The organism is Mesorhizobium sp. P2_C5_2 (genome assembly GCF_056404535.1).
In genome coordinates this window covers 117,518-139,022 of record NZ_JBFUDV010000001.1, presented here as the reverse complement: position 1 = coordinate 139,022, position 21,505 = coordinate 117,518, and the positions used below count along the sequence as shown (strand labels likewise).

The window sequence follows — 21,505 nt, the reverse complement described above, 5'->3', positions numbered from 1 at the left end:
CCGGGACGCTCATGACGGGGCGAGCTGTCACAGACGTCAGGAGGATAATCGATCGCAAGGAAAAGGAAACCTGTCTCGTACGTGTATCGGCTGGCTGTTAAGGCCGGCCTGTCGAAGTGCCGCGCACCGACCGCAGGCCCAATCGCCTGATGACGGTGCCGACTTGAGGAAAACGTGAAATAAGGCCAGAAGAGGCCTTGGCATTCATCAAACGAGAACGGGCGTCGGCCCGATGAGGGACGAAATGAAGAACGCAGCCATTTCCGAACGCAAGAACCAGTCGATCTCACGCGGCGTCGGCATGACGACGCAGATCTACGCCGACCGCGCGGAAAATTCGGAGATCTGGGACGTCGAGGGTCGCCGCTATATCGATTTCTCCTCAGGCATCGCCGTCGTCAACACCGGCCATCGCCACCCCAAGGTGATCGAGGCGGTCAAGGCGCAGCTCGACCGCTTCACCCACACCTGCCACCAGGTCGTGCCCTATGAGAGCTATGTCCGGTTGGCCGAACGGCTGAACGCCATGCTGCCCGGCAAGTTCGAGAAGAAGACGATTTTCGTCACCACTGGCGCCGAGGCGGTCGAGAACGCCATCAAGATCGCCCGCAATGCCACCGGCCGCCAGGCCGTCATCGCCTTTGCCGGCGGTTTCCACGGCCGCACCTTCATGGGCATGGCGCTGACCGGCAAGGTCGTGCCCTACAAGGTCGGCTTCGGCGCCATGCCGGGCGACGTCTACCATGCGCCGTTCCCGGTGCCGCTGCATGGCGTCTCCGTCGCGGATTCGCTTGCCGCACTCGACAGACTGTTCAAGGCCGATGTCGATCCGGCCCGTGTCGCTGCCATCATCATCGAGCCGGTGCAGGGCGAGGGCGGTTTCTACGACGCGCCGCGCGAATTCCTGACGGCGCTGCGCAAGCTCTGCGACCAGCACGGCATGCTGTTGATCGCCGATGAGGTGCAGACCGGCTTTGCCCGCACCGGCAAGATGTTTGCCATGGATCACCACGAGGTGGCTGCCGACATCACCACCATGGCCAAGAGCCTGGCCGGCGGCTTCCCGCTGGCGGCAGTAACCGGCCGCGCCGAGATCATGGACGCGCCCGGCCCCGGCGGGCTCGGCGGCACCTATGGCGGCAGCCCGATCGGTGTCGCCGCAGCACACGCCGTGCTCGACGTCATCGAGGACGAGAAGCTGTGCGACCGTGCCAACACCCTAGGTGCCCGGCTGAAGCAGCGCCTGCAGTCGATCCGTGACGACGTGCCCGAGATCGTCGACATCAGGGGCCTCGGCTTCATGAACGCGGTCGAGTTCAACGACGTCAAGAAAGGCCTGCCGTCGGCCGAGATCGCCAACGCGATCAGGCTGAAGGCGCTCGACAAGGGGCTGATCCTGCTGACCTGCGGCGTCTACGGCAACGTCATCCGCTTCCTCGCGCCGATCACTATCCAGGACAACGTCATGAACGAGGCGCTCGACATTCTGGAAAGTTCGATCCGCGAAGTCTGCGCCGCCTGAAAGGGCGCTTGCCTTCTCCCCGTCACTATACAGGGAGAAGGTGCCGGCAGGCGGATGAGGGGCGGCACCGACGCTTCCAAATTTACACGTGCATGAGATTGCCGATCGGTGCGAGTTAGCCCGTCGCTCTGGCAGGCTCCTGGAACGCGGCAAGCGCCGCTTTCAGGCCTTCGGGACCAGCCGCAACCGTCTGCGGCGTCGGCGAAAACCCGGCGCCGAGCATCTTGCGGCCGAGCATGTGGTCGCCCGGCCGGTTGACCGATTCGATGCCGAGCAGCCGGCTTCCGGCATAGTGGTAGATCGAGAACTTGTTCTCAGCCAGATCGCCCAGCACGACATGGCTGTCGCCACCCGACGTCAGCCCGACCATCTGCAGTTTCATGTCGCCAATGTCCGACCAGAACCAGGGAACCGCCGCAAAGGCGTCGGCATGGCCGGTGATCGTGCGCGCGGCAAGCCGCGCCTGGTCGGTGGCGTTCTGCACCGATTCCAGCCGCACGTCGCCGCCGGTCGACCAGTGGCGGTAGGAGGCGGCGTCGCCGATGGCGAGGATGTCGGGCATTGATGTGCGCATCTGCTGATCGACGCGGATGCCGTTGGCGACGGTCAGCCCCGCAGCTTGCGCCAGTTCGACATTCGGCACCGCGCCGATGCCGACAATGACCATGCGCGCCGGCAGCCTTTCGCCGGTGGAAGTGACGGCAACCGAGACGTGGCCGTTTTCGCTCTCCAGTCTCGCAATGGTGATGCCGGTGAGGATGCGCACGCCAATCGTTTCTAGCCGCTGGCGGACATGGCTCGCCACCACCGGCGCTACGGCGCGGCCGAGCAGCCGATCGACCGCTTCCACGACCGTCACCGTGCGGCCGGCTGCCCGCAGCGTCGCCGCAATCTCCAGCCCGATGAAACCACCACCGAGGATGACGACGTCGTCGCTCTGCGCGCCGAGCTCGCGGATCAGCCGCGCATCGGCGATCGAGCGTAGCGACAATACGCCTGAGAGGTCGGCGCCCGGAAGCGGCAGAAACCGCGGCCGCGAACCGGTCGCGAGGATCAGGCTATCGAAGGCAAGCGCGCCGCCGCCTGCTATGCCCAGCCGGCGGCCTGCCGTATCGATACTGTCGATTCGGATGCCCGGCCTGAAGTCGATGGCGCTGCCGGTATAAAAGGCCTCGCCGCGCAAAGGCTGCGGCTTGGCCTCGGCATCCTTGATGAAGGTCTTCGACAGCGGCGGCTTGTGGTAAGGCAACTCGTTTTCGTCGCCAATCAGGATGACCGGCCCGTCATGGCCTTCCTCGCGCAGGCTGGCGGCCGCTTGCACGCCCGCATGACCCGCACCGACAATGACGACACCGTTCTTCATCGCAACCCGAATTCCTGTTTCAAATCTGAAGCATGATGCCGAAAAGTGTGAAGCGTTTTTCTCGGACAAACGGACTCCGTTTGTCCAGGCATCATGCTTTGATTGTGAGCCGTTCCGCCAGATGGCGATTGTCTGCCGCCGCCGCAAGAGCCCCGGTCCGGGTCGCACCCGGAATGGTCGTCTGTCAATCGCCCCGTCTCGCGACGGTCGCCTAGCGGTGCGATTTAAAGTTGATAGTCCTAGTTTAGAATAATTCTAAACTGTTGTTTCAATTGAATTTTCTGGGATTCACCAGTTGACTTCCGGCCTCGCCATCGTTTTATGGAGGCTCGCGCGTCAGCGCATTCCTTTGATGTTTGGGCCTTGAACCCGTTCGATTGGAGGCATTTGGTGTCTTTCTTCCGTGAGCCGCGCAGCGGCGCGGCATCTGTTGTGTCCTATGGCATGCCTATGTCCTGGCACAGCTTGGCACGCGCGCCTTTTACCGAATTCCCTTTGAACTGGAGAATGATGATGACAGCACGATATGGCGGCAGGCTGGCTGCGATCGGTGCCACGGCTATGTTGACGGCGGCGGTTTTCATACTGCCGGCCAAGGCGGCGGGGACCGATGCCAAGGCGGTCATCAAGACCTATTCCGACATCGCGCTGGCCAACTATGAGGATTCATTGACCACCGCTCAGGCGCTCGACAAGGCTGTCGACGCGCTGCTCGCCAATCCATCGGCAGACACGCTCAACGCCGCCCGCGATGCCTGGAAGGCGTCGCGCGTGCCCTACCAGCAGACCGAGGTGTATCGCTTCGGCAACAAGATCGTCGACGACTGGGAAGGCAAGGTGAACTCCTGGCCGCTGGACGAAGGCCTAATCGACTATGTCGCCAAGAGCTATGGCACCGAGTCCGATGCCAACGCGCTCTACACCGCCAATGTCATCGCCAACAAGGAAATCGAAATCAACGGCAAGAAGGTCGACGCCTCGAAGCTGTCGCCGGAATTCCTTTCCGGCACGCTGCAGGAGGCCGGCGGCATCGAAGCCAATGTCGCCACCGGCTATCACGCCATCGAGTTCCTGCTCTGGGGCCAGGATCTGCACGGGACCGGCCCGGGCGCCGGCGAGCGTCCCTACACCGACTATGACCTCAAGAACTGCACCGGCGGCAATTGCGACCGCCGTGCGCAGTATCTGAAGTCGGCCAGCGATCTGCTGGTCTCCGACCTGCAGGAGATGGTCGGCAACTGGAAGGAAGACGGCGCCGCCCGCAAGAACCTCGTCGACGGCCAGCCGAACACCGCCATCTCGGTGATCTTCACCGGCATGGGCTCGCTGTCCTACGGCGAACTGGCCGGCGAGCGCATGAAGCTCGGCCTGCTGCTGCACGATCCGGAGGAAGAGCACGACTGCTTCTCCGACAACACCTTCAACTCGCATCGCTATGACGCGATCGGCATCCGCGCTGCCTATCTCGCCACCTACACCCGCCTCGACGGCACCGTCGTTTCGGGCCCGTCGGTGCACGATATGGTCAAGGCGGCCGATCCGGCGATCGACAAGGAACTGTCCGACAAGCTCGATGTCACAGTCGCCAAGATGGAAGCGATCAAGGCGCGGGCCTTGGCCGGCGAGGCGTATGACCAGCAGATCGCCGAGGGCAACACTGAAGGCAACGCCACCGTGCAGGCGGCAATCGATGCGCTGGTCGACCAGACCAAGTCGGTCGAACGCGCCGTCGGCGCGCTGAAGCTCAGCAACATCGCCTTCGAGGGGTCCGACAGCCTCGACGCACCGGACAAGGTGTTCAAGTAGCACCCCAACCAACCACCAGCCAAACGGCGCGGAGGAGGCGCCGTCAGCCAGAGCCAATCCATGCTGATCTGCCATTGCAACATCATCACTGAAAGGGAGATTGAGCAGACGATCGTCGATCTGCTGGATCAGGATCCCTGGCAGCTCATCGTGCCGGCGAAGGTCTATCACACGATGCAAAAGCGCGGTCGCTGTTGCGGCTGCTTCCCAAATGTGGTCGAAACGATCATCCGGGTCACCGAAAATTACCACGCCCGCTCGGAGGCGAACGGCGTGGACATCGTTTCACATCTGGATCGCGTCAGAGGCCTGCGCGTCCAATACGGGAGCAGAACCCATGAAAGGCGAAAAGCAGATCATCGAGCGGCTTAACGAGGCTCTTTTTCTGGAGCTCGGCGCCGTCAATCAGTACTGGGTGCATTTCCGTCTGCTCGAGGACTGGGGATACGCCAAGCTGGCAAAGAAGGAGCGCGCCGAATCGATCGAGGAGATGCACCATGCCGACCGGCTGGTGGCCCGTATCATCTTCCTCGAAGGCCATCCCAACCTCCAGTCCGTGGCGCCTCTGCGCATTGGCCAGAACGTCAAGGAAGTGCTCGAATCCGATCTTGCCGGCGAATATGACGCGCGCACCGCTTACAAGCGTTCGCGTGAGATCTGTGAAGAAGCAGGCGACTACGTGACGATGAAGCTGTTCGAGGAATTGCTGGCCGACGAGGAAGGTCACATCGACTTCCTCGAGACGCAGCTCGACCTGCTGGCTTCGATCGGCGAGGAAAAGTACGGCCAGCTCAACGCCGCATCGGCGGACGAGGCGGAATAGGACCATGCAGGAATGCGGCGCTCCCTAGATATTCTGCGCCGCTTGCGGCGGGCCGCCGGCCCGCTGCCCCTCAAAAACCCGCGATGCCAGGCGTTTCGTGGGTTTGCGCTCGTAATCCTCGCGATAATTTCTGCCCCTTCCATGGCCGGCTCGCCGGAACCCGTAGGCGTCGCAACGAGCCGCACCGATTTGACCCCGAAGGACCAGGCGCGCGTCTTTGCCGTAACCCGGCCGACCACGGATTTCTCGAAGCCCGAATCCTTCGAAACGATGCAAGGTGGCGCCGGCACGTCGAGGAAGGACGTCAACCGCGACGCCTTCTCGCAGCCCGCTGAAAACATCACTTTCGAGGAAGAGGGCAGCTTCAAGCTCGGCAATGCGCTGTTCCGCAAGAACTGGGTGTCGTCGCCGTCCTCGACCCAGGCCTCGGATGGTCTCGGGCCGCTGTTCAACGAGCGCGCCTGCCAGAATTGCCATCTGAAAGACGGTCGCGGTCGCCCGCCGACAGCCGACAGCCGCACCACGTCGATGTTCCTGCGGCTGGCGCGCGATGCGAGCACCGCGGAGGAGAAGGCCGAGATCGCCGAGCACAAGGTGCTGAACCTCCCCGATCCCGTCTATGGCACGCAATTGCAGGAACTGGCGGTGCCCGGCCTCAAGGGCGAAGGCCGCATGCATGTCGACTACAGCGACGAAAAGGTCACGCTTGGCGACGGCAGCACTGTTTCGCTGCGCAAGCCAAGCTATTCGGTCGATGGCCTTGGCTACGGGCCGCTCGACCCGCGCATCACACTGTCGCCGCGCCTGACGCCGCCGATGATCGGGCTTGGCCTGGTCGAACAGATCGCGCCGGCCGATATCCTTGCCCATGCCGATCCCGATGATCGCGATGGCGACGGCATTTCCGGCAGACCCAACATCGTGCGCGACGGCACGAGCAGCGAACTGACACTCGGCCGCTTCGGCTGGAAGGCGCAGACCGCCTCGATCCGCCAGCAGGCGGCGGATGCCTTTGACGGCGATATCGGCATTTCGACGCCGGAAGAACCCAACCATTGGGGCGATTGCACCGCAGCCGAAAAGGCCTGCCTTGCCATGCCGAACGGTGTGCAGAAGCGGCTGGGTGCCGTCGAAGCGCCGCCGCCGGTGATGGACCTTGTTACCTTCTATTCGCAGAACCTTGCCGTGCCGGCGCGGCGCGGCGTCGGCAATCCCGATGTGCTCGCCGGTAAAAAACTGTTCTATGAGATGGGCTGCATCTCCTGCCACACACCGAAATTCGTCACCATGCGCGGCACCCCCAACAAAGCGCAGGCCTTTCAGCTGATCTGGCCCTATTCCGACTTTCTGCTGCATGACATGGGGCCCGGCCTCGCCGACGGCCAGGCCGTCGGCGAGGCGACGGGCAGCGAATGGCGCACCCCGCCGCTATGGGGCATCGGCCTGACCAAGACGGTCAACGGCAATACATTTTTCCTGCATGACGGGCGTGCGCGCACGCTTACCGAAGCGATCCTGTGGCATGGCGGCGAGGGGCAGAAGGCGCGCGACCGCTTTGCCGCCGCCAATGCCGACAACCGCGATGCTCTCATCAAATTCCTGGAGTCACTCTGATGCTCAAGCGTTTCTTGCCTGCCTTCGCTCTTGCGCTGGCTGTGTGCTCCCCGGCATCGGCCTCGGTGAAGGCGTCCGACGTGATCCAGCGGGCGATCGACGGCTTTGTCCGCCCCGCCTATGCCAACTTGCATGACCATGCCGACACCTTGGCCAAGGCCATGGACACGCTTTGCCGGGCGCCCTCGCAGGGCAATCTCGATGCCGCTCATGCCGAATTCTCGGCCACGGTTGCAGCCTGGTCGTCAGCCGAGATCATCGGCTTCGGGCCGATCAAGGAGAACAACCGGTTGGAGCGCATGCTCTACTGGCCGGACCGCAAGAGCATCGGCCTGAAGCAGGTGCAGGCGGCGCTCGCCGGCAAGGACCCGACCGCCACCGATCCGGCGCAACTCGCCGGCAAGAGCGTCGCCATGCAGGGGTTAGGGGCGCTGGAGTTCATGCTCTACGGCGACGGCGCCGAGGCGCTGGCCGGCAAGGATGATCCCTACCGCTGCGCCTATGGCGCGGCAGTCGCCAAAAACATCGAGACGATGGCCGCCGATGTCGACGCGGCCTGGAAAAAGCCGGACGGCTTTGCGGCCCTGTGGGCCAATCCGGGACCCGACAACGCGCTCTACCGCGACGGCACCGAGGCGGTGACCGAACTGGTCGGCGTCTTCATCAACGAGCTGGAGATGGTCCGCGACGTGCGCCTCAAAGGCTTCCTCGGCGCCAAGCCGGATGCCGACAAGCCAAGGCAGGCGATCTACTGGCGCTCGCAAAACACCGCTGCGTCGCTGGCTGGAAATCTCTCGGGCATCGATACGCTGTTCCAGGCCTCGAAGCTCGGCGATGCGCTGCCCGAGGATGCGCGCTGGATGGCGGAATCGATCCATATCCAGCTCACCAACGGCGTCGCCACCGCCAGGTCGGTCCAAGGCCCGATCGACAAGGCGCTCGCCGATCCGGTTGAGCGCGAAAAGCTCGACCATTTCGCGCTGATCACATCCAGCCTGTCGGGCCTGATCGGCACCCGGCTGACCGCCGAATTCGGCCTGACCGCCGGCTTCTCCTCGCTCGACGGAGACTGATCATGAGGACGCCGCTGATCGACCGCCGCGACTTTCTGAGGGCTGCCGGCGCCGGCTTCGTCGCCGCTATGGCGCCTCGGGCCTGGGCGGACACGCTTGCCGCGGATGCGGTCTTTGCCACCGCCTTCGTCAAACGCGACGGTAGTTTTGGCGCGGCTGTGCTGTCGGAAGCCGGCAAAGTACTGCATGCGATCGACCTGCCCGACCGGGGCCACGATGTCACCTTCGATCCGGTATCGAAGCGCTCGGTGGTCTTCGCCAGGCAGCCCGGCACTTTCGCTGTGGTCTTTGACCACACCGGCCGCGAAGCGCCGCAGACCATCGCCAGCATCACCGGCCGGCATTTCTTCGGTCATGGCGTATTCTCCATCGACGGCTCGCTGCTCTACGCCACCGAGAATGATTTCGACAATGCCGCCGGCGTCGTTGGTGTCTATGACGCGCGCGCCAAATTCAGCCGCATCGGCGAGTTCCCGACCTATGGCATGGGGCCGCACGAGCTTCTGTTGCTCGGCGACGGCAGGACGATCGCCATCGCCAATGGCGGCATCGAGACCCATCCCGACTATGGCCGCGCCGAACTCAACATCGCGACGATGAAGCCGTCCTATGTGCTGGTCGACCGCGTGACCGGCGACCTGATCGAAAAACACGAACTGCCGGCGACCCTGCACCAACTGTCGATCCGCCACATGGATGCTGACCCCACAGGCACCATCTGGTTCGGCTGCCAGTATCGCGGACCGGGCACCGACCGTCCGCTGCTGGTCGGCCGCGCCGCGCGCGGCAAGGAATTGCAGCTGCTCGACATGCCGCAGGACGTGCTGTCCGGCTTCAGGAACTATATCGGCTCGGTCGCGGCAAACCCCACTGCCGGCACGGTCGCGGTGTCGTCGCCGGAAGGCAATTCACTGGCTATCATTGATGCCGCCAGCGGCAAGGTCGTCGCCACCAAGGCGCTGGTCGAGGTCTGCGGCCTGGCGCCCGATGGTCCAGGCTTCATGGCAACCACGGGTGCGGGCGAGATCATCGAAGGCAGCGGCACGACGTGCTTCGAGCCCGACTATGTCTGGGACAACCACATGCTGCGTATTGAGCAAGTGGCATAAGGTTCGAAGCGAAGCCGCTTAACAATTTACGCGCTGGCTCTTGCGGCGGCGCGCCATGGCGGGCAGAGGGAGACTGTTTTTCGAACCGGTCGCCCATGAAACTGCTCGCCATCGACTGTGCCGCCAATCTCTGCGCCGCCTGCGTCTACGATGCAGTGGCTGGCAAGGAACTTGGCCGCTCCGTGCGCGATCTCGGCAAAGGCCATGCCGAGCATCTGATGGCCGTCATCGACGAAGCGCTGAAGGCGGGCGGAGCCGACTATGCCGGCCTTGGCGCTGTCGCGGTCTCGGTCGGCCCTGGCTCGTTCACGGGCCTGCGCGTCGGCGTATCGTCGGCGCGCGGCCTGGCGCTGGCGCTGAAGATCCCGGCAATCGGGGTGACGACGCTGGAAGCGCTCGCCGCCGAGGCGAGGGCGGCATTTCCCAGCCGCCCGGTCCTGGCCGCACTCGACGCCGGCCGCGAGGAGATCCATGCCGCGCTTTACGACGCGGAAGCGATTTTGCGCTATGGTCCGGCGGTGACCACACTTGCGCAAGTCGCGGGAATGGCGGCTGACAATCTTCCGGTGCTTGCCGGCACGGCGGCTGAGCAGATCGCCGCGGCGGTCGGACGCACCTTCGATATCGGCCCGACATCGGCCACGGCGGACATTGCCGTCTACGCCCGGCTGGCTACGGCAAAAGGCGAGGGCGAAAAGCCGAAACCGCTTTATCTGCGCGGCGCTGACGCCAAACCGCAGGCGGGTTTCATTCTTTCACGGCAGGAAAAGTAATGCGCATTCCTTTCCTTCAGCCGCGCCGCAGGGACTATGCGCTCGAACCGCTGACCATCGCCGACAGCCCGGCGGTGTCGGCGCTGCATCGCGAGGATTTCGTCCGGCCGTGGACCGATGGCGAATTCGCCTCGCTGCTCGAGCAGGACACGGTGTTCGGCTATGCCGCGCGTGAGATCGGCCAGGGCGCCAAGCCGCCGGTCGGCTTCGTGCTGGCCAGGCTTGCAGCAGGCGAGGGCGAGATCCTGACCGTGGCGGTGGCGCGCTCGCATCGCCGCCAGGGGCTCGGCTGGCAGTTGATGGACGCGGTGCTGCGCGAATTGCATGCGCAGCGCGCCGAGGCGCTGTTCCTCGAGGTCGACGAGACCAATGTCGCTGCGATCGCCCTTTACCGGCGGCTCGGCTTCCGCCAGGTCGGCCACCGCGCCAATTATTACCGCTCGACCGAACATGGCCCGACCGGCGCGCTTGTCATGCGCCGCGATCTTCGCTAGCCAAAGTTTTGAGGCAGGGCCAAGCCGCATGATCGGAAAAATCAGGATTTTCCTGGCGCTGAGCCTCGTTGTCGTCGGCTCCCTGGTCTTTGTGCCGTTGCAGCTCCTGTCGATGAAGACCGGCATCTGGCGCGAGACGGTCATTCTGAAGGTCTGGCACAGGCTCATCGTGCGGACGCTCGGACTGCGCATTCATGTCAAAGGCGCGCTGTCCAGCCAGCGCCCGCTGCTGGTCGCCTCGAACCACATCTCCTGGACCGACATTATGGTGCTCGGCTCTTTTGCCGATGTGACGTTCATCGCCAGGGCAGACATGGAGGGCTGGCCGCTGATCGGCTGGCTTTCGAAACTGCAGCGCACGGTCTTTATCGAGCGCGAGCGCAAGCGCACCGCAGGCGACCAGGCCAGCGAGATCGCCAGCCGCATGGCCAAGGGCGACGCCATGGTGCTGTTTGCCGAGGGCTCGACCGGCGATGGCAACACCATCCTGCCGTTCAAGAGCACTTTGTTCGGCGCCGCCTCGATGGCGATTGCGGAAGGTGCGGCCGAGCAGGTCTTCATCCAGCCGCTGGCGATCGCCTACACACGGGTGCATGGCGTGCCGCTCGGCCGCCGGCACCGGCCGCTTGCTGCGTGGATCGGCGATCAGGACCTGATGCCGCATCTCAAGGTGCTGCTGGCCGAGGGCGCGCTCGACGTCGAAGTGCATTTCGGCGAGCCAATCGCCTTCTCCAGGGGCTCGAACCGCAAGGAAACGTCGAAGCTGATGGAAAGCCAGGTCCGCGCGATGATGCAGGCCGCGCTCGCCAACCCTCGCCCGAGCCGATAGCGCAACCAGAATCGTCTGTTTTTTGTCACGGAAAGGCGTTAGAAGCCGCCGGATGGATTTGAACACGATAGAGCGGAACGACGCCGACAGTGCCGCGCAAAGCGTTGGCGCGGCGTCCGCCCCGGCCAAAAAGGTCTTCGTCAAGACCTATGGCTGCCAGATGAATGTCTATGACTCCCAGCGTATGACCGATGCGCTGGCCGCCGACGGCTATACCGCGACCGACGCCATCGCCGAGGCCGACCTGGTTCTGCTCAACACCTGCCACATCAGGGAGAAGGCGGCGGAAAAGGTCTATTCCGAGCTTGGCCGCATCCGCGATATGAAGGCCGAACGCGCCGCAGCCGGGCGGGAAATGCTGATCGGCGTTGCCGGTTGCGTTGCGCAGGCTGAAGGCGCGGAGATCATCCGCCGTTCGCCCGCCGTCGACCTTGTCATCGGTCCGCAGACCTATCACCGTCTCCCGGACGTGCTGGCGCGGGTGCGCGGCGGCGAGAAGATCGTCGAGACCGAATACGCCATCGAGGACAAGTTCGAACACCTGCCGCAGCCGAAGCGCGCCGAGGTGATCAAGCGCGGTGTCACCGCCTTCCTCACCGTCCAGGAAGGCTGCGACAAGTTCTGCACCTTCTGTGTCGTGCCCTATACCAGGGGATCGGAAGTGTCGCGGCCGGTGGCGCAGATCGTCGCTGAAGCCGAGCGGCTGGCCGATGCCGGCGTGCGCGAGGTCACTCTGCTTGGCCAGAACGTCAATGCCTGGCATGGCAAGGGCGAAGATGGCACGGAATGGGGCCTTGGCCGGCTGCTGTTCCGGCTGGCCGAAATCCCCGGCCTGGCGCGGTTGCGCTACACCACCAGCCATCCGCGCGACATGGACGACGAATTGATATCTGCCCATCGCGACCTGCCGGCTTTGATGCCTTATCTGCACCTTCCGGTGCAGTCCGGCTCCGACCGCATCCTCAAGGCGATGAACCGCAGGCACACCGCTAAGGATTATCTGGCGCTGCTCGAGCGCATCCGCGCTGCCCGCGGCGACATCGCGCTGTCCGGCGACTTCATCGTCGGCTTCCCCGGCGAGACCGAAGAGGATTTCGAGGCGACGATGGATCTGGTGCGCCAGGTGAACTACGCCTCGGCCTTCTCGTTCAAATATTCGCCGCGCCCCGGCACGCCAGGCGCCGACATGCCCGATCATGTGCCGGAAGCGGTCAAGGACGAGCGTCTGCAGCGGCTGCAGGCACTGCTACTCAAACAGCAGCAGGATTTCGGCCTGAGCCTGGTCGGAACCATCATCGATACGCTGATCGAGAAGCCCGGCCGTCAGGCCGGCCAGAAGGTCGGCCGCTCGCCTTGGCTGCAGCCGGTTATTGTTGATGAAAAGGCCGGCGAAATCGGTGACATTATCCGGGTGCGAATCACGAAGACGGGCTACAATAGCCTGTTCGCCGAGTTGGCCTGATGCATGTCGCTCAAAAGTGGTCCCGGTTTTGGGGCGACGACATGCATAGCAACAGACCTCGGCAGATGAGGAGAGACGGTTGAGCGCTGCTGAAGTGAAGACTCTGCCCCAGAACCAGACATCCGGGGCCTCTGACATGGCGCACATCGTACTGACTTTCGACAACAACAAGCTTGCCAGCGCCCTGTACGGCCAATTCGACGAGAACTTGGCCCGGCTCGAGCAGAAGCTCAGCGTCGACATCCGCTCGCGCGGCAACCAACTGACCATCAAGGGCTCGGCCTCCGCGGCCGAGCAGGCGCGCCGTGCGCTCGACAATCTCTATGGCATTCTCCAGAAAGGCACCGATATCGGCCAGTCCGACGTCGACGGCGCCGTGCGCATGGCGATTGCGGCCGACGACCAGCTGACGCTGCCGACGCTGGAGCGCAAGGGCAAGGTCTCGGCCGCCCAGATATCCACCCGCAAGAAGACCATCTATGCCCGTTCGCTCAACCAGGACGCCTATATGCGGGCGCTGGAGCGCTCGGAACTGGTGTTCGGCATCGGTCCCGCCGGTACCGGCAAGACCTATCTGGCGGTGGCGCATGCGGCGATGCTGCTCGAACGCGGCATGGTCGAGCGCATCATCCTGTCGCGCCCGGCGGTCGAGGCGGGCGAGCGGCTGGGCTTCCTGCCCGGCGACATGAAGGAGAAGGTCGATCCGTATCTGCGGCCGCTCTACGATGCGCTCTACGACATGATGCCGGCCGACAAGGTCGAGCGTGCCATTGCCGCCGAAGTCATCGAAATCGCGCCGCTCGCCTTCATGCGCGGCCGCACGCTGGCCCATGCCGCCGTCATCCTCGACGAGGCGCAGAACACCACGCCGATGCAGATGAAGATGTTCCTGACCCGCCTCGGCGAGAATTCGCGCATGATCGTCACCGGCGATCCGACGCAGATCGATCTGCCTCCAAGCACCAAATCGGGCCTGGTCGAAGCCTTGCGCGTCCTTGACGGTGTGGCCGGCGCGGTAACCGTGCGCTTCAATGATGTTGACGTCGTGCGCCATCCGCTGGTGGCGGAAATCGTCCGGGCCTATGACCGCGACGCCAAGCTGGCGCGCGGCCTCGGCGCCGAGAATTGATGTGACGATGCGGGCTCATGCCTGAAGATATAAGAGCTGACGGCGGGGATGGTTCGATCCCCGTCGAGATCGATATGTCGGTCGAGGCCGGCGATTGGCCCGACGAGGCGGCGCTGACGCTTCTTGTCGACCGCGCCGTGTCGGCCGCCTTTGCCGAAACCGCCGCCGTCGGTCATTCCGAGCTCAGCATCGTCTTTTCCGACGATGCCCATATCCGCACCCTCAATGCCGGCTGGCGTGGCAAGGACAAGGCGACCAACGTCTTGTCTTTCCCAGCTTTTCCGTTCCCCAAAGGTGGCAAATTGCCGCCGATGCTCGGCGATATCGTGCTCGCGTCTGAGACGGTGACGCGCGAAGCGGCCCTGGAAGAGAAGCCGGTGGAGAACCATATCACCCATCTCGTCATCCACGGCCTGCTGCATTTGTTGGGCTACGATCACGAGACCGATGCAGAGGCCGAGGAGATGGAAGCCATCGAGCGCGCAGCGCTTGCAAGGCTTGCCATTCCCGATCCCTACACGTAATGACAAAAGACCAATTGACCGGACGACGATGAACGACAAACCAGAAACTGCCGCCCGCCCCGAGGCTGGCAGTGCGACCAAGCCTTCCGATACGACGGAAGAGGGATCGAGTCCGAGTACCATCTCCGGCAGCGTAGCCAGCGAGCCATCGCCTGCCGGTCCGTCCCTGTTCGACCGCGTTTTGGGGCTGTTCCGGCAGCGCAACGGCACCAGCCTGCGGGAAGAGATCGCCGGCGCGCTTGCCGAAACGACAAGCGATGCCGAGTCATTTTCGCCCGGCGAACGCGCCATGCTCAACAACATATTGCGCCTGCGCGAGGTGCGCGTCGAGGACGTCATGGTGCCGCGCGCCGACATCGAGGCGGTCGAGATCACCACGACGTTGGGCGATCTGCTCGGCCTGTTCGAGCAGTCCGGCCATTCCCGTATGCCGGTCTATTCCGAGACGCTCGACGATCCGCGCGGCATGGTCCACATCCGCGACGTGCTGGCCCACATCACCAAAGTCGCTCGCGTCAAGAAGGGCAGGACATCGAGGAAGGCGCCGGCAACGACGCTTCTCGATCTCGCCCAGGTCGATCTCAGACGCACCATTGGCGACCTCAATCTGATCCGCCCGGTGCTCTTCGTGCCGCCCTCCATGCTTGCCTCCGACCTGATGGGCCGCATGCAGACGACGCGCACCCAGATGGCGCTGGTCATCGACGAATATGGCGGCACCGATGGCCTGGCTTCGCTGGAAGACATCGTCGAGATGGTCGTCGGTGACATCGAGGACGAACATGACGAGGACGAACCGCTGATCACCCAGACCGGCGAGGGCGTCTTCGTCGTCGACGGCAAGGCCGAGATCGACGAGGTCGCCAAGATGATCGGCGAGGATTTTACCGCCGGCGAGCATGGCGAATATGTCGACACCATCGGCGGCATGATCTTCAACACGCTGGGCCGCGTGCCGGCGCGTGGCGAAGTGGTGCAGGCCATACCCGGCTTCGAGTTCCACGTGCTCGACGCCGATCCGCGCCGCGTCAAGCGGGTGCGCATCGTCCAGAACCAGAAGGGCGAGCGCCGCCGCCGCGCAACCGCGCGCACCGAGCAGGCCTGATTTCGCGCGGCATGACGGTCGACGACCCGTTCAAGCACGCCACTTTCGGTTCCGGGGTTTTCTATCGGGATTCAAGGGCGGCATTGATCTGGCTTGAAGCGGCCTTCGGTTTCGAACCAAGCATGGTGGTCAGCGACGCCGACGGACGGCTGGTCCATGCCGAAATGCGTTTCGGCGACGGCTACATCATCGTCGATTCCGAATGGGCCGATCACGTCGCCAGCCCGGCAACCGTCGGCGGCAAGAACACCCAGTCGGTCTGTGTGCGGCTGAAAGACGGCCTGGACGCGCATTGCGAACAGGCGAGGGCGGCCGGAGCGGAGATTGTCGAGGAACCCGCCGACCAGTTTTACGGTGAGCGGCAATATCGCGCCCGCGATCCCGAAGGTCACGTCTGGACCTTCACCCAGACCTTGCGCGCCGTTCCGCGCGAGGAGGCCGAGCAACTGAGCGGCCTCAGCATCGAGGGCTGGCACCGGTAACATCAGATTGCGCTTATCGATGTTTGGAGCACGGCGCGCGGCCTGATAAATCTTGGCTCCTGATTCGCACGACTTGGGAAGTCTGCATGGAGCGCCTGGCCGGCCGGATAATTCTGCTTTGGGGCTGGCGGCGTGCGCTGGTGGCGTTTCTCGCCGGCGCGCTGGCGGTGCTCGCCCAGGCGCCTTATGATTTTTTCGCCGTCTGTTTCGTCTCGTTTCCGCTGCTGGTCTGGCTGCTCGACGGCGCCACCGGCGAGGCCTCGGACAGCTGGCTGCGGCGCCTGCGGCCGGCTTTTGCCATCGGCTGGTGGTTCGGCTTCGGTTATTTCCTCGCCGGCCTGTGGTGGATCGGCGAGGCGCTTCTGGTCGAAGCCGACAGTTTCGCCTGGGCCTTGCCCTTCGCGGTCGTCGGCATTCCTTTGGCGCTGGCGTTTTTCTACGGCTTCGCCACGGTCGTCGCCCGGCTGTTATGGACCAATGACATTGGCCGCATCGCCGCCCTTGCCTTTGCTTTCGGCCTGACGGAATGGCTGCGCGGATTCCTGTTCACCGGCTTTCCCTGGAATGCCGTCGGCTATGCGGCAATGCCCGTGCCGCTGTTGATGCAGAGCGTATCGGTGACCGGCATGATCGGCATGAACGCACTGGCGGTGTTTGTCTTTGCCATGCCGGCCCTCCTTGCGGCGCGCCGGCATCTGCGGCTCGGGCTGGCATTGCTTGCCGTTCTCGTCATCGCTCATGCCGGCTTCGGCTATTTCAGGCTCGCGACCCCCGACAAGCCGGCAACGCAAAATCTCGATGTCCGCATCGTGCAGCCGGATGTCGATCTCAGCGAGAAATGGGACGCTTCGGTGCGCGACCGCATCTTTGCCACCATGATGGGCCTGTCGGCCGCAGCGCCGGATCCCAGTCATAACAAACCGCAGCTGATCCTGTGGCCGGAGACCTCAGTGCCGTTCCTGTTCACCGAGCGCCCGGACGCGCTGACCGCACTCGGCGACATGCTGCAGCCCGGGCAGATGCTGATTGCCGGCGTCGTGCGCGAGGAAGGCGGATCGGGGGCCGATGCCGGCAGCCGCTACTACAATTCCGTGGTGGCGATCGACGACAAGGGCGAGATTGCCGACGCCGTCGACAAGGTCCATCTGGTGCCGTTCGGCGAGTATCTGCCGTTTTCCGGCCTGCTCAGCCGCTTCGGCATCGAACAGCTGGTCGCCGGGCCGATGAACTTCGCCGCCGGCAATGAACGCCACCCGATCGCCTTGCCCGGCGGCATCAGCGCTTTGCCGTTTATTTGCTACGAGGTGATCTTTCCCGATCTGGTTGCAGTTGACGCTACGTCATCCCAGCTTATTGTGAATGTCACAAACGACGCATGGTTCGGCGACACGCCTGGGCCGTACCAGCATTTCAGGCAGGCACAGATTCGCGCGGTGGAAAATGGATTGCCCCTGTTGCGCGCCGCCAACAACGGCATCTCGGCCGTTGTCGATACGCGCGGACGCATCGTCGACGCGCTCGCGGTCGATGCGCGCGGCGCCATCGACGTGCGGGTGCCCATCTCCGGCCAGGCCTTCATCTCCGCCGCTCAACGGCGCATTAACGGAATGCTGATCATGTTCCTGTTTGCCGCGATCGCCCTCGGCTTGAACGTAAGGCAACGGCTACGGGTGAATTGACAGTCGACACATTAGAAACTCATACTGTTATCGCCTAATTTTCTCGAAGTCGGTTGGTGTTTCTGTTGGGGCAGGTGGCTCCGGCTTCGTTTGGGCGAGAAAAATAGAAAAGGCCGGAAAAATTCGGCGAGGAAAAAATGACAGAAGAAAACAAGAAGAAACCGAATCCGATCGACATCCATGTCGGAAGTCGCGTCCGGCTTCGGCGTAATATGCTTGGAATGAGCCAGGAAAAGCTGGGTGAAAATCTCGGTATTACGTTTCAGCAGATCCAAAAATATGAAAAGGGAACGAATCGCGTCGGCGCCAGCCGTCTGCAGGCAATAGCCTCGATACTCAGCGTGCCTGTCGCCTTCTTTTTCGAGGATGCGCCAGGGCAGGAGCCGGTGGGTAACAGAGGATTTGCCGAGGACGCTTCGATGGCTTTCGCCGTCGAATTCTGCGGCAGTCCGGAGGGACTTCAGCTCAACCGCGCCTTCGTCAAGATCGCGGACGTAAAGGTGCGCCGCCGAATCATCGATCTGGTGAAATCCCTTTCTGCCGAAGGTGCGGAGTGATCCGCTGGGTCGATTGACCCATTGGCCCGAGTAGCCCCAGAGGCTCGACCGCCGGCGGCGCCAAAGCCGCCGGTGGTACAAGATATATTGCTGCGACATTCATGCCAGAACCGCGGCACCGCTTGACGAGCGGCGCCCGGCACCGTTAACACGTGGCGCGCCAAAATCGGCAGCCCTGCCGATCGTTTTTTCAAGAGGGGACACCCGTGACGCGGCAGAACTACTTCTTCACCTCGGAATCCGTTGCCGAGGGCCATCCCGACAAGGTTTGTGACCGTATCTCCGACGAGATCGTCGATCTGGTCTATCGCGAGGCCAAGAAGACCGGCATGGACCCGTGGAAAGTCCGCGTCGCCTGCGAGACGCTCGCAACCACCAATCGCGTTGTCATTGCCGGCGAGGTACGGGTTCCCGAGACACTGCTGAAGAAAGACAAGGCCGGCAAGATCCTGATGGATGCCGCCGGTCATCCGGTCGTCAATCCGGCCAAGTTCAAGTCGGTCGCCCGCAAGGCGATCCGTGAAATCGGCTACGAGCAGGCCGGCTTCCACTGGAAGACGGCAAAGATCGAGGTTCTCCTGCACGGCCAGTCGCCCGACATCGGCCAGGGCGTCGACAACGCCGCCGATCGCCAGGGCGAGGAAGGTGCCGGCGACCAGGGCATCATGTTCGGGTACGCTTGCCGCGAGACGCCGGACCTGATGCCGGCGCCGATCTACTACAGCCACAAGATCCTCGAACTGCTGGCCGCTGCCCGTCACGAAAACAACGGCGAGGCTGGCAAGCTCGGGCCCGACGCCAAGAGCCAGGTCACAGTCCGCTACATCGACGGCAAGGCGGCCGAAGCGACGCAGATCGTGCTGTCGACCCAGCATCTCGATGCGAGCTGGGACTCCAAGAAGGTCCGCAAGGTCGTCGAACCCTACATTCGCGAGGCGCTCGGCGATCTCAAGATCGCCGACGACTGCATGTGGTACATCAACCCGACCGGCAAGTTCGTCATCGGCGGCCCGGACGGCGACGCCGGCCTTACCGGCCGCAAGATCATCGTCGACACCTATGGCGGCGCGGCCCCGCATGGCGGCGGCGCCTTCTCCGGCAAGGACACCACCAAGGTCGACCGCTCCGCCGCCTATGCGGCGCGCTACCTCGCCAAGAATGTGGTGGCGGCCAAGCTTGCCGACCGCTGCACCATCCAGCTTTCCTATGCCATCGGCGTCGCTCAACCGCTGTCGGTCTATGTCGACCTGCACGGCACCGGCAAGGTCGACGAGGCCAAGCTCGAGGATGCGCTGCGAACCGTGATGGACCTTTCGCCGTCCGGCATTCGCCGTCATCTCGACCTTAACAAGCCGATCTATGCCAAGACCTCGTCCTACGGCCATTTCGGCCGCAAGGCCGGTCGCGACGGGTCCTTCTCCTGGGAGAAGACCGATCTGGCCAAGGCGCTCAAGGACGCGGTCGCCTAAGGGCGGCGCGCGACCAGCCATGGATCCAAAAGGTAGGCCGAGCCGCGCGACCGAAGGGTTTTTCGGCCGCCGGCACGGCAAGACCATTCGCCCGCAGCAGGCGGCGGCGCTGGAAAGCGGTCTTGGGGCCTATGGCCTCGACCTCTCCAATGAGGCGCCGGCAGAATTGCGCACCCTGTTCAGCGCGGATGTTTCAACGGTTCGGCTGGAAATCGGCTTCGGCGGCGGTGAGCATCTGCTGCATCGGGCCACGGAGGCCCCGGCGGCCGGCTTCATCGGCGTAGAACCGTTCGTCAACGGCATGGCCAAGCTGATGATGGCGGTGCGGGAAAAGCCGCTCGCCAATCTTCGCGTTCACAATGACGACGCCACGCGGCTGCTTGATTGGTTGCCGCAGGCCTCGCTCGACGGCATCGACCTGCTCTATCCCGATCCCTGGCCGAAGAAAAAGCACTGGAAGCGGCGCTTTGTCAGCCCGCTCAACCTCGATCGCTTCGCGCGGGTGCTAAAGCCGGGTGGAAAATTCCGCTTCGCTTCCGACATCGACACCTATGTGAACTGGACCTTGTTGCACTGCCGGGCGCATGGCGCATTCCTATGGCAGGCGCAAGATGCGGCCGACTGGCATCGGCCCTATGAAGGCTGGCCGGGCACGCGCTACGAGGCAAAAGCCATTCGCGAGGGCCGGCGGCCGGCCTATCTTACCTTCATCAGAAAATGACCGGGCACGGGACCAGGAGGTCCCGCATCATCAGTTTGTTCGGCTTTAGAAACGGCCGATCCTGTTGAAGATGGCTGGATCCATGCCGAGCCGGCGCAAATCGTTGGCGCGCGGCTTGCGGCCGGCTTCGACGGCTCGCGAGGCGGCAACGGCGCTGCCGAACAGGGCAAAAGCGTCGCCTATGGCGGAAAACACGGTACGGCTGCTCATTGTCTTGACCTTTCGCGCGCCACCGCGCGCTATCTCTGTTTGTGCGGTGCAACATAGATAGGGATGCGATGTCCGAGATCACAGGGCCGTTGCCGCATAGGCGGCATGCGCTCCACGCAATGCAAACTGTCCATTGACGAACCGGATTGGTTCTATCACATTCGACATGAACCAGATTGGTTTCAACCTGACCAGAATGGAGGCATTCGATGGCTGCTTTTACGGTACGACTCTCCGACGAGACCGCAGCCAAGCTTGACCACTTGGCCGGTAAAGTTGACCGTTCCCGCTCCTACGTCGCGGCTCAGGCGATCGAAGACTACGTTGCCAGGGAAGAATGGCAACTTGCAGAGATCGAGGCTGGGTTGGGCGAGGCCGACCGCGGTGAATTTGCAAGCGAAAAAGAGTTGGCCGACGTGGTGGCGAAATACGTCAAGCCGTCTCTCGGCCGATGAGCCGGGTCCGCTGGACGGTCCGCGCACTGGGACGGTTCGATCAGATTGGCGCCTTTATAGAAAAGGATAACCCCAACGCCGCCGCACGGGTCGTTGCCCGCATCGTTTCCGCGGCGGACAACCTTGCCCAACAACCGGCAATGGGACGCATCGGGCGAATAAGAGGCACGCGAGAGCTTGTGCTGACCGATATCCCGTACCTCATTCCGTATCGGGTGGTCGGTCGCGAGATCGAGATCATCACAGTCATGCATGCATCCCAGAAATGGCCGCGGCAGCTATAAGCAGCGGCCGTCACGATCGGCG

23 protein-coding genes are annotated in these 21,505 nt (G+C 63.5%); 21 read left to right on the top strand and 2 right to left on the bottom strand.

The features are described from left to right. Positions 1 to 244: 244 nt before the first annotated feature. The gene (locus AC1D1B_RS00655) at positions 245 to 1,522 is read left to right on the top strand and encodes a 4-aminobutyrate--2-oxoglutarate transaminase (protein ID WP_181056340.1); all 1,278 of its coding nucleotides are present in this window, start codon (positions 245 to 247) and stop codon (positions 1,520 to 1,522) included. Between the two features lie 115 nt (positions 1,523 to 1,637). Here the strand turns inward: AC1D1B_RS00655 and AC1D1B_RS00650 are convergent, their stop codons facing one another. Further along, on the bottom strand, positions 1,638 to 2,885 hold the full coding sequence (locus AC1D1B_RS00650; protein ID WP_477328812.1) for an NAD(P)/FAD-dependent oxidoreductase: 1,248 nt from the start codon (positions 2,883 to 2,885) through the stop codon (positions 1,638 to 1,640). Between the two features lie 513 nt (positions 2,886 to 3,398). Between AC1D1B_RS00650 and AC1D1B_RS00645 the strand changes: the two genes are divergently transcribed. The 18 genes from AC1D1B_RS00645 (at position 3,399) to trmB (ending at position 20,534) form a co-directional block, all read left to right on the top strand. Then, positions 3,399 to 4,691: an imelysin family protein gene (locus AC1D1B_RS00645; protein ID WP_477328811.1), complete on the top strand. Its 1,293-nt coding sequence runs from the start codon at positions 3,399 to 3,401 to the stop codon at positions 4,689 to 4,691. Positions 4,692 to 4,751: 60 nt separating this feature from the next. After that, positions 4,752 to 5,063 carry a (2Fe-2S)-binding protein gene (locus tag AC1D1B_RS00640; RefSeq protein ID WP_477328810.1) on the top strand — a complete coding sequence of 104 codons (312 nt, stop codon included), beginning with the start codon at positions 4,752 to 4,754 and terminating at the stop codon, positions 5,061 to 5,063. Continuing rightward, entirely contained in the window at positions 5,029 to 5,514 is a 486-nt protein-coding gene (bfr, locus tag AC1D1B_RS00635) for a bacterioferritin (protein ID WP_142868533.1), read from the top strand. The genes AC1D1B_RS00640 and bfr overlap by 35 nt, the downstream gene beginning before the upstream one ends. A gap of 12 nt (positions 5,515 to 5,526) precedes the next feature. Beyond that, positions 5,527 to 7,128: a di-heme oxidoreductase family protein gene (locus AC1D1B_RS00630; RefSeq protein ID WP_477328809.1), complete on the top strand. Its 1,602-nt coding sequence runs from the start codon at positions 5,527 to 5,529 to the stop codon at positions 7,126 to 7,128. Next, entirely contained in the window at positions 7,128 to 8,201 is a 1,074-nt protein-coding gene (locus AC1D1B_RS00625; RefSeq protein WP_477328808.1) for an imelysin family protein, read from the top strand. The genes AC1D1B_RS00630 and AC1D1B_RS00625 overlap by 1 nt, the downstream gene beginning before the upstream one ends. Positions 8,202 to 8,203: 2 nt before the next feature. Further along, positions 8,204 to 9,310 carry a DUF1513 domain-containing protein gene (locus tag AC1D1B_RS00620; protein WP_477328807.1) on the top strand — a complete coding sequence of 369 codons (1,107 nt, stop codon included), beginning with the start codon at positions 8,204 to 8,206 and terminating at the stop codon, positions 9,308 to 9,310. 95 nt (positions 9,311 to 9,405) lie between these two features. Continuing rightward, a complete protein-coding gene (gene tsaB, locus AC1D1B_RS00615; RefSeq protein ID WP_477328806.1) occupies positions 9,406 to 10,083 on the top strand; it encodes a tRNA (adenosine(37)-N6)-threonylcarbamoyltransferase complex dimerization subunit type 1 TsaB in 678 nt (225 codons plus the stop codon). Next, positions 10,083 to 10,577 (top strand): ribosomal protein S18-alanine N-acetyltransferase, encoded by a 495-nt coding sequence (gene rimI, locus AC1D1B_RS00610; RefSeq protein WP_181056329.1) that lies wholly within the window; start codon positions 10,083 to 10,085, stop codon positions 10,575 to 10,577. The genes tsaB and rimI overlap by 1 nt, the downstream gene beginning before the upstream one ends. Before the next feature lie 28 nt (positions 10,578 to 10,605). After that, complete coding sequence (olsA, locus tag AC1D1B_RS00605) at positions 10,606 to 11,406, top strand: lyso-ornithine lipid O-acyltransferase (protein WP_477328805.1); 801 nt, start codon at positions 10,606 to 10,608, stop codon at positions 11,404 to 11,406. Between the two features lie 52 nt (positions 11,407 to 11,458). Continuing rightward, positions 11,459 to 12,868, top strand: a complete 1,410-nt coding sequence (gene miaB / locus AC1D1B_RS00600) for a tRNA (N6-isopentenyl adenosine(37)-C2)-methylthiotransferase MiaB (protein ID WP_477328804.1) — start codon at positions 11,459 to 11,461, stop codon at positions 12,866 to 12,868. 136 nt (positions 12,869 to 13,004) lie between these two features. Then, complete coding sequence (locus tag AC1D1B_RS00595) at positions 13,005 to 13,997, top strand: PhoH family protein (RefSeq protein ID WP_477328803.1); 993 nt, start codon at positions 13,005 to 13,007, stop codon at positions 13,995 to 13,997. 17 nt (positions 13,998 to 14,014) lie between these two features. After that, positions 14,015 to 14,521, top strand: a complete 507-nt coding sequence (gene ybeY, locus AC1D1B_RS00590; protein WP_477328802.1) for an rRNA maturation RNase YbeY — start codon at positions 14,015 to 14,017, stop codon at positions 14,519 to 14,521. Between the two features lie 28 nt (positions 14,522 to 14,549). Further along, positions 14,550 to 15,626 (top strand): hemolysin family protein, encoded by a 1,077-nt coding sequence (locus AC1D1B_RS00585; protein ID WP_477328801.1) that lies wholly within the window; start codon positions 14,550 to 14,552, stop codon positions 15,624 to 15,626. Between the two features lie 11 nt (positions 15,627 to 15,637). Continuing rightward, positions 15,638 to 16,108, top strand: a complete 471-nt coding sequence (locus tag AC1D1B_RS00580; RefSeq protein ID WP_477328800.1) for a VOC family protein — start codon at positions 15,638 to 15,640, stop codon at positions 16,106 to 16,108. Positions 16,109 to 16,194: 86 nt separating this feature from the next. Continuing rightward, on the top strand, positions 16,195 to 17,787 hold the full coding sequence (gene lnt, locus AC1D1B_RS00575) for an apolipoprotein N-acyltransferase (RefSeq protein WP_477328799.1): 1,593 nt from the start codon (positions 16,195 to 16,197) through the stop codon (positions 17,785 to 17,787). Positions 17,788 to 17,924: 137 nt separating this feature from the next. Continuing rightward, the gene (locus tag AC1D1B_RS00570; RefSeq protein ID WP_181056322.1) at positions 17,925 to 18,344 is read left to right on the top strand and encodes a helix-turn-helix domain-containing protein; all 420 of its coding nucleotides are present in this window, start codon (positions 17,925 to 17,927) and stop codon (positions 18,342 to 18,344) included. Positions 18,345 to 18,550: 206 nt separating this feature from the next. Then, a complete protein-coding gene (gene metK, locus AC1D1B_RS00565) occupies positions 18,551 to 19,813 on the top strand; it encodes a methionine adenosyltransferase (RefSeq protein ID WP_477328798.1) in 1,263 nt (420 codons plus the stop codon). Between the two features lie 19 nt (positions 19,814 to 19,832). Further along, complete coding sequence (gene trmB, locus AC1D1B_RS00560; protein ID WP_477328797.1) at positions 19,833 to 20,534, top strand: tRNA (guanine(46)-N(7))-methyltransferase TrmB; 702 nt, start codon at positions 19,833 to 19,835, stop codon at positions 20,532 to 20,534. 45 nt (positions 20,535 to 20,579) lie between these two features. On the opposite strand, the gene AC1D1B_RS00555 is transcribed toward trmB, so the two are convergent. Next, a complete protein-coding gene (locus AC1D1B_RS00555) occupies positions 20,580 to 20,744 on the bottom strand; it encodes a hypothetical protein (RefSeq protein WP_477328796.1) in 165 nt (54 codons plus the stop codon). A gap of 209 nt (positions 20,745 to 20,953) precedes the next feature. On the opposite strand from AC1D1B_RS00555, the gene AC1D1B_RS00550 reads away from it, so the two are divergent. After that, complete coding sequence (locus AC1D1B_RS00550; RefSeq protein WP_477263993.1) at positions 20,954 to 21,199, top strand: CopG family ribbon-helix-helix protein; 246 nt, start codon at positions 20,954 to 20,956, stop codon at positions 21,197 to 21,199. Further along, positions 21,196 to 21,483, top strand: a complete 288-nt coding sequence (locus AC1D1B_RS00545; protein ID WP_477328795.1) for a type II toxin-antitoxin system RelE/ParE family toxin — start codon at positions 21,196 to 21,198, stop codon at positions 21,481 to 21,483. Before AC1D1B_RS00550 ends, AC1D1B_RS00545 begins: the two co-directional genes overlap by 4 nt. Positions 21,484 to 21,505: the final 22 nt, after the last annotated feature.